Here is a 17,692-nt window from a genome sequence, read left to right as displayed (position 1 = left end):
CGGCGCCCATGGCTGAAGCCAAGATCATCCTGCGCGATACGTCGGCCGCGAGCGCCGCGCCTGCAGATGTCGCGCGCAAGCTCGGCGTGCTCGAGCTGCTGTGGAACGACGGCTTCGTGCGCAAGAGCCTGATCATCGTCTTGCTCGCCGCGATCTGGCAGGCCTATGGCAGCTATCTCGACAATCCCCTGCTGTTCCCGACCTTCTCCGACACCATCGCGGCGCTGTGGGAGAAGGTCCGCGACGGCACCATCCCGATGCGCGTCTGGACCTCGCTGAAGGTGCTGTTCATGGGCTATGCCGCCGGCATCGTTCTCGCGGCGATCCTGACTGTGCTCGCGATCTCGACCCGCATCGGCACCGATTTCCTCGAGACGATCACGGCGATGTTCAATCCCTTGCCGGCGATCGCGCTGCTGCCGCTGGCGCTGATCTGGTTCGGGCTCGGCAGCGGCAGTCTCGTCTTCGTGCTGATCCATTCGGTGCTGTGGCCCGTCGCGCTCAACACCCATTCCGGCTTCAAAAGCGTCTCGAACACGCTGCGCATGGTCGGGCGCAACTACGGTCTCAGCGGCTTCTCCTATGTGATCCGCATCCTGATTCCGGCGGCGTTCGGCGCCATCCTCACGGGTCTGAAGATCGGCTGGGCCTTCGCCTGGCGCACCCTGATCGCGGCCGAGCTGGTGTTCGGTGTCTCCTCGGGGCAGGGCGGCCTCGGCTGGTTCATCTTCGAGAACCGCAATCTGCTCGAGATCCCCGCGGTGTTCGCCGGCCTGCTGACCGTGATCCTGATCGGCCTCGTGGTCGAGAACCTGATCTTCCGCACCATCGAGCGCAAGACCGTGCTGACCTGGGGAACGCAATCATGAGCCACAAGAAGAGCCCCGATCAGCTGCGCAGCGCGCGCTGGTTCGCGCCCGACGATCTCCGTTCCTTCGGCCACCGCTCGCGGGTGATGCAGATGGGCTATGCCCAGGAGGAGTGGAAGGGCCGTCCGGTCATCGCCATCATCAACACCTGGTCCGACGCGCAGCCCTGCCACATGCACTTCAAGCAGCGGGTCGACGACGTCAAGCGCGGCGTGCTGATGGCCGGCGGTTTCCCGATCGAGCTGCCTGCGCTGTCGCTGTCGGAGTCGCTGTTGAAGCCAACCACGATGCTCTATCGCAACATGCTGGCGATGGATGTCGAGGAGCTCTTGCGCGGCCACCCCGTCGATGGCGTCGTGCTGATGGGCGGCTGCGACAAGACCACGCCGGCGCTGCTGCTCGGCGCCACCAGCATGAACCTGCCGGCGATCTATCTCCCGGCCGGGCCGATGCTGCGCGGCAACTGGAAGGGCAAGACGCTGGGCTCCGGCTCCGACGCCTGGAAGTACTGGGATGAACGCCGCGCCGGCAAGCTGTCGGACGCTGATTGGAACGCGATGGAAGCCGGCATCGCCCGCAGCCACGGCACCTGCATGACCATGGGGACGGCCTCGACCATGACCGCGATCGCGGAAGCGATCGGCATGACCTTGCCCGGCGCCTCGTCGATTCCGGCTGCCGATGCCGAGCACATCCGCATGAGCTCGGAATGCGGCCGCCGCGTCGTCGAGATGGTGTGGGAGGACCTGACGCCATCGAAGATCCAGACCCATCAGGCGTTCGAGAATGCGATCGCGGTCGCCATGGCGATGGGCTGCTCGACCAACGCCATCATCCATGTGATCGCGCAGGCGCGCCGCGCCGGCGCCGATATCGGCCTTGATGATTTCGAGGCCGCCAGCCGCAAGGTGCCGGTGCTCGCCAATGTCCGGCCGAGCGGCGACACTTACCTGATGGAGGATTTCTACTATGCCGGAGGGCTGCCCGGCCTGATGAGCCGTATGACCGAGCATCTCCATCTCGACTGCCTCACCGTCAATGGCCGCACCCTCGGCGACAACATCAAGGGCGCCGGCGTCTACAATGACGACGTCATCCGTCCGCAGTCGAACCCGATCTATCGCGAAGGTGCGCTCGCCGTGCTCAAGGGCAACCTTGCGCCGGACGGCTGCGTCATCAAGCCCTCTGCCTGTGATCCGCGCTTCCTCAGGCACACCGGCCCGGCGCTGGTGTTCGACGACTATCCCTCGATGAAGAAGGCGATCGACGATCCCGATCTCGACGTGTCAGCCGACCACGTGCTGATCCTGCGCAATGCGGGGCCCCAGGGCGGGCCGGGCATGCCGGAATGGGGCATGCTGCCGATCCCGACCAAGCTCGTGCGCGAGGGCGTGCGCGACATGGTGCGGCTGTCGGACGCGCGCATGAGCGGCACGTCCTACGGCGCCTGCATCCTGCACGTCGCGCCGGAGGCCTATGTCGGCGGCCCGCTGGCGCTGGTGAAGAATGGCGACCTGATCACGCTCGACGTCGCCGCGCGCACCATCAATCTCGACGTGCCCGAGGATGAACTGGCGCGCCGCCGCGCCGCCTGGACTCCGCCGGCCCCGCGCTTCGAGCGCGGCTATGGCTGGATGTTCGCCCGCCACATCAAGCAGGCCAATGACGGCTGCGATTTCGACTTCCTCGAGACCGGCTTCGGCGCCGCAGTCGGCGAGCCAGCGATTTATTAGTTCACCCGTCATTCCGGGGCGCCGCGGAGCGGCGAGCCCGGAATCCATAACCACGATCGGGAGTATGGATTCCGGGCTCGCGCTCCGCGCGCCCCGGAATGACGACCGGAGAGAGCAGGACATGACCAAACTCAGCACCGCCACCCGCAACAAGCTCAAGACCGTCTCGACGGCCACGGTCGCTACCGCGCTGTTCAAGCGCGGCCTGCGCATCCAGTGCATCCAGAACGTCCATCCGCTCAGCCCGGCGCAGCCGACCATGGTCGGCGAGGCCTTCACCTTGCGCTACATCCCAGCGCGCGAGGATCTCAACACCATCGAGGTGTTTCGCGACCGCGGCCATCCGCAGCGCAAGGCCGTCGAGGATTGCCCGCCCGGCGCCGTGCTGGTGATGGACAGCCGCAAGGACGCGCGCGCCGCTTCGGCCGGCGCAATTCTCGTGAGCCGCCTGCAGCAGCGCGGCGTCGCCGGCGTCGTCACCGACGGCGGCTTCCGGGACGCCGCCGACATTGCCAAGCTCGGCATCCCCGCCTTCCACCAGCGTCCGAGCGCGCCGACCAATCTCACCCTGCATCATGCGATCGAGATCAACGGCCCGATCGCCTGCGGCGACGCGCCGGTGTTTCCCGGTGACGTCATCCTCGGCGATTCCGACGGCGTCATCGTCATCCCCGCCCATCTCGCCGACGAGATCGCGGACGAGACGTTCGAGATGACCGCGTTCGAGGATTTCGTTGCCGAGGAAGTTGCCAAGGGCCGCTCGATCCTCGGCCTCTATCCCGCGACGGATCCGCAGGCGCCCGCCGACTTCGCGGCGTGGCGCGCGAAGAACAACCGGTAGCCGCTACGTCCTCGGCTGTCGTTGCGGATGCGACGCCGATTGCGAGGCGAGATTGGCCCCATACTCCGCTGTCGTCCCGGCCTTGAGCCGGGACCCATAACCACAGGCGGTTGTGATGACGAGGGACGTAGCTCCAGCGCGCTCAACAATTGCCGCCGGTGGTTATAGGTCCCTGCGTTCGCAGGGACGACATTGGTGTTCAGGCGCGATCATGGCTCAAACGCTCCGATCTGCCAGACCCACCGCCCATAGCGCGAACGCGTAGACGATCGCGACCTCATCCAGCCGGTTGAAGCGGCCGGAGGCGCCGCCGTGGCCGGCGCCCATGTTGGTGCGCAGGAGGACCGGCCCGCCGCCGGTCATCGTCGCGCGCAGCCGCGCGATCCACTTAGCAGGCTCCCAATAGGTGACGCGCGGGTCGGTGAGGCCGGCCATTGCGAGGATGGCGGGATAGTCCTTGGCCGCGACGTTGTCATAGGGCGAGTAGGACAGGATGGTGCGAAAATCCGTCTCGCTCTCGATCGGGTTGCCCCATTCGGGCCATTCCGGCGGCGTCAGCGGCAGGGTGTCGTCGAGCATCGTGTTGAGCACGTCGACGAACGGCACCTCGGCGACGATGCCGGCGAACAATTCGCCCGAGCGGTTGGCAACCGCGCCCATCAGCATGCCGCCGGCGCTGCCGCCATGGCCGACGATGCGCCTGGCGCTGGTGTAGTTCGCCGCGATCAGCGCCCGCGCGCAGGCCGCGAAATCGTCGAAGCTGTTGGTCTTCTTCGCGCGCTTGCCTTGAAGGTACCAGCCCCAGCCCTTGTCGGTGCCGCCGCGGATGTGCGCGATGGCATAGACGAAGCCGCGGTCGACCAGCGACAGCCGGTTGGCCGAGAACGAGGCCGGCATCGCATGACCATAGGACCCGTAGCCATACAGCAGCAGCGGCGCTGAGCCATCGGCCCTGAGGTCGCGCCGGTGCAGCAGCGACACCGGCACCTCGGCACCGTCCTCCGCCTTGGCCATGATGCGCGTGGTGACGTAGTCGGCCGGATTGTGCCCGGACGGAATCTCCTGGCGCTTGCGCAGGGTTTTTGCGCGCGTCACCATGTCGTAGTCCCACACCTCCGACGGCGTCGTCATCGACGAATAGGCAAAGCGCAGATTGGTGGTGTCGAACTCGTAGGAGCCCATCGCGTCGAGCGAATAGGCGCCTTCGTCGAAGGCGATCGCGTGCTCCTCGCCGGATGCGAGATCGCGGATGACGATCGACGGCAGCGCATTGGCGCGCTCCAGCCGCACCAGGTGCCCGGCATACAGATCGTGGTCGAGTACGTAGATGCCGGCGCGGTGCGGAATGAGGTCGCGCCAGTTGGCGCGCTCGGGCGCGGACAGCGGCGCGGTGACGATCTTGAAGTCGATGGCGCCGTCGGCATTGGTCAGGATGAACAGCTCATCGCCGCGGTCGGCGATCGAATATTGCACGCCGTTCTCGCGCGCGGCCACGAGGCGCGGCGGCGCCTCGGGAGCATCGAGATCGATGAATCGTTGCTCTGACGTCTCGTGGTCGCCGCCGGCGATGACGCAGAACCGGCCCGACGTCGACTCGTGCACATGGGTGAACCAGCCGGTGTCCTTCTCCTCGTACACCAGCGCGTCTTCGGCCTGCCTGGTGCCGAGCTTATGCCGCCACACCTGCATCGGGCGGTGATTGTCGTCGAGCTTGACGTAGAAGAAGCTCGTGCAATCGCGTGACCACACCACACCGCCGTCGGTCTCCTCGACGACGTCGGCGAGGTCATCGCCGCTATCCCAGTCGCGGACGCGGATGGTGAAATATTCCGAGCCCTTGGTGTCGGCGCTCCAGGCGACGCGCTTGTGGTCGTGCGAATGCCGGCTGCCGCCGAACTTGAAATAGTCGTGGCCTCGCGCCAGCGCATCGCCATCGAGCCCGATCGTCTCCGCCCCGCCGTTGCGCGGCGTCCGGCAGAACAGCTCGTGCTGGCCGCCCTCGCGATACTTGCGGAAATAGGCGTAGGGCCCGTCCGGCGACGGCACCGAGGAATCGTCCTCCTTGATGCGGCCGCGCATCTCCGCGACGAGCTTCTTCTGCAGCGGTGAGGTGTGGCCGAGCACGGATTCCGCATAGGCGTTCTCGGCCTCGAGATAGGCGCGGATATCAGCATCCAGCAGCGACGGATCGTGCAGCACATCCTGCCACCGCGCGTCTTTCAGCCACGCATAGTCGTCGCTTACGGTGATGCCGTGACGGGTGAAGCTGTGCGGATGGCGCGGCGCCACCGGCGCCTTGGTGCTCAAGTCGGTCATGTCGTCCTTTACGGGGTCACGCTCTCGCCGAGCCATTGGATCGCGGCGTCGAGGCCGCCGCGGCCGTGCGGAATCTTCAACGCCACCAGCGCCATTTCGATCACGCCGAGCGTGCCCAGCACCATCGGCGCGTTGACATGGCCCATATGGGCGATGCGGAACGCCTGGCCCTGGAGATCGCCGATCCCGGTGCCGAGCACGACGCCGCACTGCTCCTTGCAGTAGGTCTGCAACACGGCCGGATCATAACCTTCGCCGACCAGCACAGTGGTCACGGTGTTGGAGCGCTCGGCGGCGTCTGCGATGTTGAAGCCGATCACCTGGCCCTCGCTCCACTTCGCCACCGCGCGGCGCACGGCCTCAGCCAACAGCTCATGGCGGCGGAAGGCATGCGGCAGTCCTTCGGCGAACAGCATGTCCATGGCTTGGCGCAGTGCGAACAGCAGATGCACCGGCGCGGTGCCGCCATATTTGCGATAGTGCTCGGTGCCCTCGCGCTCGCTCCAGTCCCAATAGGGCGTGCGCATGTTGGCGCGCTTGTGCGCCTCGAGCGCGCGGTCATTGGCCGCGACGAAGCCGAGACCCGGCGGCGTCATCAGGCCCTTCTGCGACCCGGACATCGCGACGTCGATGCCCCAGGCATCCATCTCGAACGGCATGCAGCCGAGCGAGGCCACGGTGTCGACCATGTACAGTGCCGGATGGCCCGCGGCCTTGATGGCGCGGCCGATCGCCTCGACGTCGTTGACGACGCCGGACGCCGTATCGATCTGCGCCACCACGATCGCCTTGATGCTGTGCTCCTTGTCGGCGCGCAGCCGCGCCTCGACCTCGGCCGGCCGCACCGCGCGGCGCCAGTCGCCGCGGAGCACTTCGACCTCGGCGCCCATCGCGCGCGCCGCATTGCCCCAGCCGATCGCGAAGCGGCCGCTCTCCAGCACCAGCACCTTGTCGCCGCGCGCCAGCACGTTGGAGAGCACCGCCTCCCAGGCGCCGTGACCGTTGGCGATGTAGATGTAGGTCTTGCCCTTGGTGGCGAACAGCCGGCCGAGATCGGACATGATGCCGTCGGTCAGCTCGACCATCTGCTTGGAGTAGATGTCGAGCGCGGGGCGGTGCATCGCCTGCAGCACCTCGTCGGGCATCGTGGTGGGTCCCGGGATGGCCAGAAACTCCCGGCCCGCGCGAACGGTCATTGTCAGTGTCCTCGGCGATGTGCTTTGGCGGTTGAGGGTGGTGACGGGCTCTCGCACACGGCCGGCCCATGGTCGTTTTACGTGGCGCGGCGCATTAAGAAAAGCCGGAGAAGCCGGGGGGCTGGCATGCCCCGGCAGGCCGGCGGGTCGGGCCGTCAGCGCCTCGTTTCGCGGCAGCCGGCGGCCTCGGCCTCCTCGACCGAGCAGAACCAGCGGGTGCCCTTGGCGACGTGCATCTTGATCTGCGCGTACCAGCGGCTCTGCGGCGTGTGATAGATGCACTCGCCGGCGCCGTTGACATTGCCCTTGATGGTGCAGTCCGGCGAGGGCGCGACCGGGCCCGAGGCCGAGGCGAGCAGGATTTTGCGCGCGCCCTCCGGCGGGTTGGTGGCCCCGAGGATCGCAGTCTTCTTGTTGCGCACGCGCCAGTCCCATGGCGCGATGAACGCGCCCTGCCACATGCCGGCCTTGGCTGCGCGCGCCTCCGCCTCGTCGGGCTCGTAGTCATGCGAGAGGGTGCGATAGGCCAGCGCCCAGCCGCTGCGCACCAGCCATTTCTGGATGTCCTCGCCATCGACGTCGCAGCGCGCGACCTGGCGGCCGCGGCGGTCGATCGAGCGCGGATGGCAGGTCCAGCTCTTGCCGTCGACGTACTTGATCAGCTCGTCACGCGCCGCAACGCCGCAGGTCCAGCGCTCGCCGTTCTTGTTGAGGCAGAGCTGATCCACGGAGGGCGCGTCGATGCCGCCGAGCCGGATGCGGGTGGTCCCGATCGTGATCCCATCGGCCTCACGGATCTTGGGAATCCCGGTGATGTCGGCCGCGGACGCGACGGAGGGCAGCAGCAGGAGGAGCGCAAGCAAAGCTGGTTTCATCGACATCAACGGGCGCGGGTCGTCCTTGGGGATGGGAAGGCTGGAGCAATTGTGCGGCGGATCGGCCCGCGGTTCCAGCGCCGTGATTGGCTGAGCCGCTCAACTTCGCGCGATGGCGGGCTGAGAGAAGGGCGACTCGAGCTATCACCTCGACGGCAGTGCGCTCCCTTTCCCGCAAGGGGGAGGGGAGCCGACCGCCATCACTCCCTCACCGCACGACGACCCGCCGCGCCAGCGCCAGGCCCATCAGCACGAAGGCAGATGTCACCTCAGGGCCGCCGACCAGGATCCGGGTCGGGGTCTTCATCTTGTTCCACTCATAGGCGCGGTACGGATGCCGCCGGCCACCCTCGCCGAACGACGTCACGATGCAATGCACTGCGGGCGCGAAGCTCGCCGCAGCGCCGCCGAGATGGCCGAGCGCGATCAGCGCCAGCGCGGCGTCGAACGGGTTCATCTCGCGGCCGACCAGCTCGTCCTCGACATAGGCCAGCACGCGCAGACGAATGAGCTCGAACGCGCCGTCGGGATCGATCGCCTGCCGCGCCGCCGGCGGCAGCGCCATGAAGGCGTGGTAGCAGCGGCCGAAATAGGCGCAGTACAGCTCCGGCAGATAATAGATGTGCGAGCGGGGGTCGGCGAAGGCGCCGCTCAGCACCAGCCGCTGCTGGAAGCCGACGATCCGCCTGACGACGTCGAGCCGGGCTTGCGTCTCCAGGATCTGCCAGCGCCCGAGATTGCGGAACGATACCTCGAGCACGTCGAGGTTCAACGTCGGATCGAGATCATTGCCGTAGGGCCGCTCGCCGGCCAGGCTGTCGATCCAGGTCGCGACACCGCCTTCATAGTCGATGTTGTCGTTGATCGGCACCGTCACGCGCGGCTCGTTGCCGCCGGCGCGCACCTGGTAGCCCGCATAGAAATCCAGCAGCGGCTGGCTCAACATCGGATCCTCCGAGCCGGCCTGCGTCGCCGCCGAGAACGAGCACGCCGTGGTGTCGCAATCCGGCACGTAGATGCCGAAGCCGAGGTCCTGCTTGATCTGGGTGAAGAAGCGCGAGAAGCGCGGATGCGGCGGCGGCGCCAGCGCGGTGACGACATTGTAGCTCTTGCCGTCGGCGCCGCGCACCTCCTCGCGGCTGATGGTCAGGCAGAACTCGACCATGGCGGCGATGGCGCTGCGCGCCGCGCTTGTCTGCTCCGATGACGCAAGGCCCGTCTCCAGATAACTCAGCAGCGCCTCGGTGAAGAACGCGTCGTAATAGGCCGAGCGGTGGCGGATCTGCACCGGCTCCCACATCGGCTCGGCGATGCCGCGCCACGGCGGATTGATCACCGCGGCCGCCGGCGATCGCGCGATGAAGACGCGGGCGAGGTTGAACAGCAAGGTCGAGTTCTTGTAGCCGCGGGCGTCGAGCCCCTGCAGCGCCATCTTGACCTCGCGGCCCTTCATGTCGGGATCGCCGATCAGGTTGAAGGCGGCATAGGTCGGGATGAAGCCATTGCGGCTGAACGAGCCGAGCAGGTCGGCGCCACAGGCCCGGATCACGCGATCGACCTCGCCGGCCGGCGGCATGGCCGCCGCCGCAGTCCGGCGCGGCGGGGCAGGGTGGTGCAAGGCGACGCTGTCGACCAGATCGGCGACGGGGCGGCCGACCTGCTCCCAGTCTGGCGTCGGATTGTCGCGGGCAAGGACCAGCGCGTCGCGCAGCGCATTGAGAACAGCGGGATCGTTCAACTCGGGCAGGCCGGCACGGCGCAGCAATGCGCGCAGCGCCGGGTTCCCGAGCGCGGTCCGGTAGAATTTCGACAGATGCGGGTCGCCGCTGCCGGGCCGGCGCAGGATGGGATCGCAGACCTCGTACAGCGAGGGCCCATCCTTCCGGGCCGTCAGTGCGCGACAGGCCGCGCCGGCGAAATACTGGAAACTCAAGCGAGGACTCGCGGGTTGTCGAAGGCAGGACGAGCGGCATGCGTTGCTCGAGACGCCCGGCAAACGGCGCGTCACGCGCATGCATTGGGCAAACTGACACGCTGGACGGCCAAAGACAACGTGACGGCGGTCACGGCGCGGGAGGCGGATTTGGCGGCAATGTGGTCTCCCGGCGGTCCGTCCGGGGCCGTTTGGAGATCGCCGTCATGGTTAAATTTGCGTTTCTCTTCAAGTGCTTGAAAAGTCAATGGTGTTCCGATGTTGCTTGGGACGCGGGTTCGGGTTAAGCCTTTCTTCGTTGCGGCGCCGCAATTTGCGCGCATTGAGACGACACATCGTCTCGCAACCCCTCAAACCTCAGAGGCGCCAGCGCGACCAAAGGGTGCACCCCTTTGGCATCGATGGGCAGGCTCGGACCAGGATTGACGTGATGACCGCAAGGCAGCCTTCTCTTTCCCGCCGATCGGCCGTGATCGCCGCCGCGCTTCTCTGCACGGTGTCGCTCGCGATCGGCGCGCATGCTGCCCTGAACAAGCGTTCGCTCGAGGCGCCCAAGGCCGCGGCCTCCGAGCAGAGCAGCGTGGCGACCGGCAACGGCGCGCGCCTCGCGCTCGTGATCGGCAATGGTCACTATCCCGACGCGAACGCGCCACTCGTCCAGCCGATCAACGATGCCCGTGCGCTGACCGGCGCGCTGCGGCGCGACGGCTTCGACGTCGATGTCGTCGAGGATGCCAACAAGGACGACATGGCCCGCGCGGTCGAGCGCCTGAAGGCCAGGATCAAGCCCGACTCGGTCGTGATGCTGTTCTTCGGTGGCTACGCCATCCAGGCCGGACGCGAGAGCTACATGATCCCGGTCGACGCCAAGATCTGGCGGGAAGCCGACGTGCGCCGCGACGGCACCAGCATCGAGCGCCTGCTCGACACCGTCCGCGAGCAGGGCGCGCGCGCCAAGCTGGTGGTGATCGACGCCGCCCGCCGCAATCCCTATGAGCGCCGCTTCCGCGCCTATTCGCACGGCCTGGCGCCGATCAATGCGCCGGCCAACGCCCTGATCCTGTCGTCGGCGACGCCGGGCAAGGTGCTGGACGATCCGAAGGGCCAGAACAGCGTGCTGGTCACCGAGCTGCTGAACCAGCTCGGCAAGAGCCCGAGCGCCGAGACCGTGTTCAACAAGACCCGCAACGCCATCGCCCGCAGCTCCGACGGCGAGCAGGTGCCGACCGTGTCGTCCTCGCTGGTCGAGGACATCCGTTTCAGCGCCGACGTCGCCAACGCCGGCAGCTGAGCTTAGCCTGTCCCGCGCCTGAGATGCTCCGCCCTCTCGGCGGCCTCCCACCCTCCCCTGGAGGGGGAGGGTCGCCTCACGGCGAGCGAAGCGAACCGTGGGGCGGGGTGGGGTGATCTCTCCACTTGCACCGTCATCCCTGGCTCCGCCCCACCCCGCCGCACGACGCTGGCGCGCCGCGCGACGACCCTCCCCCTCCAGGGGAGGGTGGGGCCGCGTGCCCCTCAGACCCCTGCGGCGTCGCGTCTTTCAATTGCTCGCCATCACCGGCCGCACCGGGTCGCCCTCGCGCAGCAGCGCGCCGGCGCGGGTGACGACGACGTCGCCCTCGGCGAGGCCGTCGCGGATCTCGACCTGGCCGCCGGCCATCAGGCCGATCTCGACCCGCTTGGTCTCGATCCGCTGAGCCCGGACCACCTGCACCACCGTGCCGTCGGGATCGTACAGCACGGCGGTCAGCGGCACCGCGACGCCGCAGCTCTGGCCGATCTTGATCACGGCGCGGCCGAACGAATTGACCAGCAACCGCGCCGTGCCGGTGATGCCGATGAAGGCCTGGCCGAGCTGGCTGTTCGGCTCGACGGTCGGCGCCACCCTTCGGATCTTGCCCTCGACCTCGCCGGCCCCGACGATGCGGATCCGCGCCGTCTGGTTGACCGCGAGCTTGCCGAGCTGGGCTGATGGCACCAGGCCGACGAGATCATATTCGTTGCGGGCGAGAATCGAGAACAGCGCCTCGCCGCGACCGGAGGCGAACGCCCCGATGGTGGCGCTCGACGACAGGATGGTGCCCGCGACCGGCGCCTGGATCATGATCGTGCCGCCCTCCGGCGGCGTCAGCCGCGCCAGGTTCTGTCCGGCCGTGACGGTGTCGCCGGCATCGACCAGCACCTCTGCGACCTTCAGGCCGGGACGATCGGGCCTGACGGCCGTCTCGTCGCGCGCCAGCACCATGCCGGACACCTCGACCGTGTTGTCGAAGCAGGCCTTGGTCGCCTTGAGCACGCTGACCGCGGCGCCCTTCGGCGCGCCGTCATCGGCTGCCGCAGCCTGGATCATCGCCAGCAGGCCGGCGGCGGCGAGCATCGGCATCCGGCGCATCGTGGCGGCAATTGCGGCATGTCCCATCCGAAACCGATCCTCGCGAACCCAATTCATTGCACGGCTGTCGCCGGGATAGCAGACGCACCGCCGCCGGGCCAGCCGACCCGCGTCCCTGGTAGTCGCGCCAGGATGCCGCGACGTTCAGCCGATGGTGCCGAACTTCTCGGCCGGGTCCACGTTGACGCTGCCGAATGTCAGCCGTCTTTCACCTGGGACTCACGACCATGCTTCGGCTCTGGATACCGCTTCTGCTCTGCGCCGTCGTCGTCACGCCTGCGCTCTCCGCCGAGCTCACCGCCGACGCCGTCAACAGCGCCGAGCTGCGCAAGCGGCCGCCTGCCGAGGAGAAGATGGATCCGGTGGCGATCCGCGCCCAGGTGCTGCTCGATCGCGCGCATGTCTCTCCCGGCGAGATCGACGGCCGCTTCGGCGACAATGCGCGCAAGGCGCTCGCCGCGTTCGCGCGCACCAAGGAGCTTGCCGGTGATGCGAAGCTGACGCCCGAGCTGTGGGAGGCGCTGCTGCGCGGCGACCAGGCGCCGGCGATCGTCTCCTACACGATCACCCGCGACGATGTGAAAGGGCCGTTCCTGAAGAAGCTGCCGCAGCACATGGAGGACATGAAGGACCTCCCGGCGCTCGGTTACACCTCGCCGCGCGAGGCGCTGGCCGAGAAATTCCACATGAGCGAGGCGTTGCTGTCGGCGCTCAATCCGAAAGCCAGCTTCGACAAGGAGGGCGAGCAGATCGCCGTCGCCAATGTGATCAGGCCGGACGAGAAGGCGCCGGAGATCATGCGGCTCGACATCAGCAAGGACGCCGGCACGGTGCAGGCGTTCGACCGGGACGGCAAGCTGGTGGCGGTGTTTCCCGCTACGGTCGGCAGCGACGAAAAGCCGACGCCCGACGGCACCTTCAAGGTCACCTCGCGGGATGCCGACCCCAACTACCGCTACAATCCGCACTACGAGTTCAAGGGCGTCAAGTCGCGCAAGCCGTTCACCATCAAGCCCGGCCCGAACAACCCGGTCGGCGCCTATTGGATCGGCCTGTCGGTCGGCAACGGCTACGGCATCCACGGCACGGCCGAACCGTCCAAGGTCGGCAAGTCGGAGTCGCATGGCTGCGTGCGGCTGACCAATTGGGACGTGCGATTCCTCGGCGACCACCTGGCGAAGAAGGCGAAGGTGGAGCTGCATTGAATGTTCACAATCATTCCGGGGCGGTTGGATTGCTTCGTCGCTTCGCTCCTCGCAATGACGGAGCACGTCAATCTGCATCTGCGCGTAGCGGCCAATTTATTCAGTCATCTCAACTTGATCTGGGCTGTCCAGATGTTCGGTAAAAAAGAAATCGCTTGTGCCGTCGGGCAAATCAGGTGGAGACTTCCGCCCGTCCCGCCTCGTTGAAGAGGGGCGCTTTCGCGAACGTCACGACGCGTTGAGGTGGGATGCGATGGCCGCGGCGGGGCGCAGCGTGAGAGCACGCGGACGTACGCCATGCTGCGGACGGTGAAGTCGCAGGGTCCTGGCCTCCCGACGCTGAGGTCCGCGCGGCGCGCGTGATGCGCGCGTCGTCGCCACGGTGACAAACAAGCCGGTCACCGAGGAGACTGCGTATAAATCGTAAAGCCATCGCGCAGGGAGGGCCGGGTCATTCCGGCTGTACCTGTGGTTCTGCCGCCTGCATTTTTTCTCGCAGGCGGACCGCAGGCCTCAGCCGAGGCCTGGCTCTCCCTGCGCCCTCTGTTCAGAAGAGGGTGTCTCGATGAGTAAAGCTCGGACGCGAAACGCGCCGCGAGACCGAAGTGTCATGTTCGCGCGGCGCTTCGTCGATTCAGGTGTCATCACCCGCTTCGGGCTAAACATCGAGCCGGGCGATGACGGCGAAGAAAATCAGCACCGCCTCGGGATGGCGGAAACGATGCTCATTCCTGTCACGTCACTTGGTCCTGCCGCGCCGCTATCTCGCAAACGACCGAGACGGCGCCACATGCAGTGCGTAGGCATCGGCCGCCTCGCTCACGCGCGGATAGAGTTCGGTCACCAGCGGATCGTGGCCCGGAATGAAGCGATCCGGATGCCCGGCGAGGCGCTCGATGATCTCCCAGCCCTGGATCATGTCGCCGATGTTGAGCACGATCGGAAACGGGCTGCGGCGCTGCAGGTTGGCGTAGTAATGCGCGGCGTCGGAGGCGAGCACGACCGGGCCGCGCGCGGTGTCGACGCGCACCACCTGCAGCCCGTCGGAATGGCCGCCGACCCGGTGCACGGTGACGCCCGGCGCGACCTCACCGTCGCCGTTGTGGAAGGTGACGCGCTCGCCATAGACGTGGCGCACCATCGTGGTGACGTGCTCGACCGTGAACGGGTAGCGCAGCATGCCGTTGCACATGCAGCGTCCGGTCGCATACGCCATCTCGCGCTCCTGCAGGTGAAAGCGCGCGTTCGGGAAGCGGTCGAGATTGCCGGCGTGATCGTAGTGCAGATGGGTCACGATGATGTCGCGGATGTCGGCCGCCGCGACGCCGAAGGAAGCGAGCGCATCGATCGGATCGCGCGTCAGGGTGCGATGGCGGATCTCGGCCTCCGCGGCGTTGAAGCCGGTGTCGACCAGGATGTCGCGCCCGTCACGGCGGATCAGCCACACGAAATAGTCGAGGTCCTGCGCCGTGCTGTCGTGCGGATCGGGCTGCAGGAAGTTCATGTGCGGCGTGCGCGGCGACATCGTCGCGTAGCGCAGCGCGTAGATCTCGGCGGCGTTCCCCATGATGGCCTTCTCGTTGGTTGGGCGCGGCAACCATCGAGCCATCGGCACGGATCGAGGTCAATCGCATCGAGGTCAATCGCGGTGCTCGTCGAACCGGACGCTGCGCTGCCGCGACACAGCGTGAGGCATCTCACATTTCAAGCCATTGGGATCGTTGCATGGTCCGCTCGTGTCATGGCCCGCAGCTCGCAAGAGGCTCCTGCGGGCGGTCGCCGCCTCAGACGATTCGTCAACCTCTGCAAGCGGTTGACGTGCCGTCACGGCGATTTGATAATGCCTGACGCGTGGGATATGGTCGCCGCGGCGCAAGCTGGACGGCGCCTGATTGCTGACCGCTGGACCGCCATCGTGATGACTTTCCGCCTGCTGTTGCCGCTCGGCCTGATGTTCTCCGTCGCGTTTTCGGCCGTTGTCTCCGGGCCCGCGCACGCGGCCGGCGACCGCTTCGCCCTGGTGATTGGCAATGCGAAATATCCGGATGCCGAGGCGCCGCTCAAGGAACCGGTCAACGATGCCCGCGATCTCACCGACGAGTTGAAGCGTGACGGTTTCAGCGTCGAGACGCTGGAAAATGCCGGCGGCGACGCGATGCGCCGCGGCCTCGATCGGCTCTATGGCAAGATCAAGCCGGGCTCGGTGGCGCTGCTGTTCTTCTCCGGCTACGGCATCCAGTCGAGCCGGCAGAGCTACATGATCCCGGTCGATGCGCAGATCTGGCAGGAGGCCGACGTGCGGCGCGACGGCATCGGCCTCGAGCAGGTGCTGCAGGAGATCAACAGCCGCGGCGCCGGCGTGAAGATCGCGCTGCTCGATGCCTCCCGGCGCAATCCCTATGAGCGCAGGTTCCGCACCGCCTCGGCCGGCCTCGCGCCGGTCATCGCACCGAGCGGTACTTTGGTGATGTACTCGGCGGCGCTGTCCGCTGTCGTGACGGATGGCGGGCGCGATCGCAGCCTGTTCGTGCAGGAGCTCCTGAAGGAGATCCGCGTTCCCGACCTCACCGCCGAGGAGACGCTGAACCGCACCCGCGTCGGCGTCACCCGCGCCTCGCGCAGCGAGCAGGTGCCGTGGATCTCGTCGTCGTTGGCGGAGGACTTCTCCTTCGTGCCGGGCAATGGCGGCGTCAGGCCGCCGCCGGCCGAGAGTAATGCCGCGCCGGCGCCTGCACCTGTACCTGCGCCGACCCCGACGCAGGTCGTGGTGGCGCCGCCGGTGCCGTCGCCGCTGCCGCCGGCTCCGCCCGCGCCGCAGCCGACGCCGGTGCAGAAGGTGGACACCCCGTCGCCCGCGCCGGTTGCTCCGGCGCCGCCGGCGCCCGCGCCATCTCCCGTGATCGCGAACGTCGCGCCCGCCGCGCCTGCTGCGCCCGCGGCCCCAGCAGCGCCCGCGCAGGATCCGTTCGCCGACGATCCGACGATCAAGAGCCTGAGCGCCAAGATCGCGGCCAATCCGGAGGATGCCGGCGCGCTGTACCGGCGCGGCCAGGTGTATGCGAGCAAGGGCGCCTACGCGCAGGCGATCCGCGATTTCGACGACACCATCCGAATCAATCCAAAGGACGTCGAGGCGCTCAACAACCGCTGCTGGGCGCGCACCGTCGTCGGCGAGCTGCAACCTGCGCTGCGCGACTGCAACGAGGCGCTGCGGCTGCGGCCGAATTTCGTCGACGCGCTCGATAGCCGCGGGCTGGTCAACCTCAAGAGCGGCGCGGTCAAGAACGCCATCGCCGATTTCGATGCGGCGCTGAAGATCAACCCGCGGCTGACGTCGTCATTGTACGGCCGCGGTCTCGCCAAACAGCGTAACGGCGCCGCGCAGGAGGGGGCGCTCGACATCGCCAACGCCAAGGCGATGGACCCCAACATCGTCCGCGAGTTCGAAGCCTACGGCGTGCGCTGATTTGTTGCGCGCGTCGGCCGGCCGGCTCGAACCATGCGGCAGGCCGGACCGACATAACAGCGAACAGCCGGGTGTCGCGCCGGGCGCGGCGGAGACCGGGACGATCAGTTCGCGTGAGGAGGGATTGGCAATGACCGCACCGAAAACGAATTCGACCATGACCGCCGGCCTGACGGCTCTCCTGGCCGCGACGGTCCTGAGCGCGGCCGCGTCGCTGAGCGCGATGCCGGCCTTCGCCGCCGATGATGTCAGTGAGGATCAGATCGTCCGCGCCCTGGCCGGGCCGAAGAGGCCGCTGACCCGGGGACTGTCGATGTCGCCGCCGTCGGAGGCCACACCCGCGGTCGCGCCGGAGCAGGACAAGTTCCTGCAGAGCATTCGCGGCCGCTCGACGCGGTCGCTGTCCACTGCCGAGCGCGAGGAGATCGCGGCGGTCGCCAAGACCAAGCCGAACATCGACCTCGAGATCACCTTCGACTACAACTCCGCCAACATCAGCCAGAAGTCGCTGCCGTCGGTGCAGGCGCTCGGCCGGGCGCTGACCAACGCCGAGCTGAAAGGGTCGACCTTCGTCGTCGCCGGTCATACCGATGCCGCCGGTGGCGAGGCCTACAATCAGGATCTCTCCGAGCGCCGCGCCGATTCGATCAAGCGCTATCTGGTCGAGAAGTTCGGCATCGCCGGCGCCGACCTAGTGACGGTGGGCTATGGCAAGAGCAAGCTGAAGGATCCGAGCCAGCCGCTGGCCGAGGTGAATCGCCGCGTTCAGGTCGTCAACATGCAGAGCAAGACGGCGGCGGCCAAGTAGCGCCGCGTCCATCGAGCGCCGTCGGAGGTCGCGTGGCCGGAGATCGAGGTGGCCGGAT

General features: G+C 67.4%; 13 protein-coding genes. 7 read left to right on the top strand and 6 right to left on the bottom strand.

Translation table 11 applies throughout. The annotated features are described in order from the left end of the window. Positions 1-8 precede the first annotated feature (8 nt). From QW861_RS22140 to QW861_RS22130, 3 genes are all read left to right on the top strand, one after another. Positions 9-869, top strand: coding sequence for an ABC transporter permease (locus QW861_RS22140; RefSeq protein WP_315750732.1), 861 nt, complete (start codon positions 9-11; stop codon positions 867-869). After that, positions 866-2,602 (top strand): L-arabinonate dehydratase, encoded by a 1,737-nt coding sequence (gene araD / locus QW861_RS22135; protein WP_315750734.1) that lies wholly within the window; start codon positions 866-868, stop codon positions 2,600-2,602. Before QW861_RS22140 ends, araD begins: the two co-directional genes overlap by 4 nt. Positions 2,603-2,723: 121 nt before the next feature. Next, the gene (locus tag QW861_RS22130) at positions 2,724-3,443 is read left to right on the top strand and encodes a ribonuclease activity regulator RraA (protein ID WP_315750736.1); all 720 of its coding nucleotides are present in this window, start codon (positions 2,724-2,726) and stop codon (positions 3,441-3,443) included. A 216-nt stretch (positions 3,444-3,659) separates the two neighbouring features. Here the strand turns inward: QW861_RS22130 and QW861_RS22125 are convergent, their stop codons facing one another. The 4 genes from QW861_RS22125 to QW861_RS22110 all read right to left on the bottom strand — a co-directional run bounded on the left by QW861_RS22125 (position 3,660) and on the right by QW861_RS22110 (position 9,763). Then, a complete protein-coding gene (locus QW861_RS22125) occupies positions 3,660-5,759 on the bottom strand; it encodes a S9 family peptidase (protein ID WP_315750738.1) in 2,100 nt (699 codons plus the stop codon). A gap of 8 nt (positions 5,760-5,767) precedes the next feature. Continuing rightward, entirely contained in the window at positions 5,768-6,955 is a 1,188-nt protein-coding gene (locus tag QW861_RS22120) for a pyridoxal-phosphate-dependent aminotransferase family protein (protein ID WP_315716987.1), read from the bottom strand. 155 nt (positions 6,956-7,110) lie between these two features. Next, entirely contained in the window at positions 7,111-7,836 is a 726-nt protein-coding gene (locus QW861_RS22115; RefSeq protein WP_315716988.1) for a thermonuclease family protein, read from the bottom strand. A 202-nt stretch (positions 7,837-8,038) separates the two neighbouring features. Continuing rightward, positions 8,039-9,763, bottom strand: coding sequence for a hypothetical protein (locus QW861_RS22110; RefSeq protein WP_315750740.1), 1,725 nt, complete (start codon positions 9,761-9,763; stop codon positions 8,039-8,041). 430 nt (positions 9,764-10,193) lie between these two features. Between QW861_RS22110 and QW861_RS22105 the strand changes: the two genes are divergently transcribed. Beyond that, positions 10,194-11,054: a caspase family protein gene (locus QW861_RS22105; RefSeq protein ID WP_315750742.1), complete on the top strand. Its 861-nt coding sequence runs from the start codon at positions 10,194-10,196 to the stop codon at positions 11,052-11,054. 249 nt (positions 11,055-11,303) lie between these two features. On the opposite strand, the gene QW861_RS22100 is transcribed toward QW861_RS22105, so the two are convergent. Further along, positions 11,304-12,182 carry an efflux RND transporter periplasmic adaptor subunit gene (locus tag QW861_RS22100; RefSeq protein WP_315716991.1) on the bottom strand — a complete coding sequence of 293 codons (879 nt, stop codon included), beginning with the start codon at positions 12,180-12,182 and terminating at the stop codon, positions 11,304-11,306. 200 nt (positions 12,183-12,382) lie between these two features. On the opposite strand from QW861_RS22100, the gene QW861_RS22095 reads away from it, so the two are divergent. Next, the gene (locus QW861_RS22095; protein ID WP_315750744.1) at positions 12,383-13,360 is read left to right on the top strand and encodes a L,D-transpeptidase; all 978 of its coding nucleotides are present in this window, start codon (positions 12,383-12,385) and stop codon (positions 13,358-13,360) included. 760 nt (positions 13,361-14,120) lie between these two features. Here the strand turns inward: QW861_RS22095 and QW861_RS22090 are convergent. Continuing rightward, positions 14,121-14,927 carry an N-acyl homoserine lactonase family protein gene (locus tag QW861_RS22090; protein ID WP_315750746.1) on the bottom strand — a complete coding sequence of 269 codons (807 nt, stop codon included), beginning with the start codon at positions 14,925-14,927 and terminating at the stop codon, positions 14,121-14,123. Positions 14,928-15,278: 351 nt separating this feature from the next. Here QW861_RS22090 and QW861_RS22085 point away from each other — a divergent pair, with 351 nt between their 5' ends. Together QW861_RS22085 and QW861_RS22080 are read left to right on the top strand one after the other, a co-directional pair. Beyond that, positions 15,279-16,826 (top strand): caspase family protein, encoded by a 1,548-nt coding sequence (locus tag QW861_RS22085; RefSeq protein WP_315750848.1) that lies wholly within the window; start codon positions 15,279-15,281, stop codon positions 16,824-16,826. A gap of 130 nt (positions 16,827-16,956) precedes the next feature. Next, a complete protein-coding gene (locus tag QW861_RS22080; protein ID WP_315750748.1) occupies positions 16,957-17,634 on the top strand; it encodes an OmpA family protein in 678 nt (225 codons plus the stop codon). The last annotated feature ends 58 nt before the right edge of the window (positions 17,635-17,692 follow it).

It is taken from the genome of Bradyrhizobium sp. SZCCHNRI1029 (genome assembly GCF_032487555.1).
Taxonomy (GTDB): domain Bacteria; phylum Pseudomonadota; class Alphaproteobacteria; order Rhizobiales; family Xanthobacteraceae; genus Bradyrhizobium.
The sequence above is the reverse complement of the archived record's forward strand: the minus strand, read 5'-3'. Positions and strand labels throughout refer to the sequence as shown.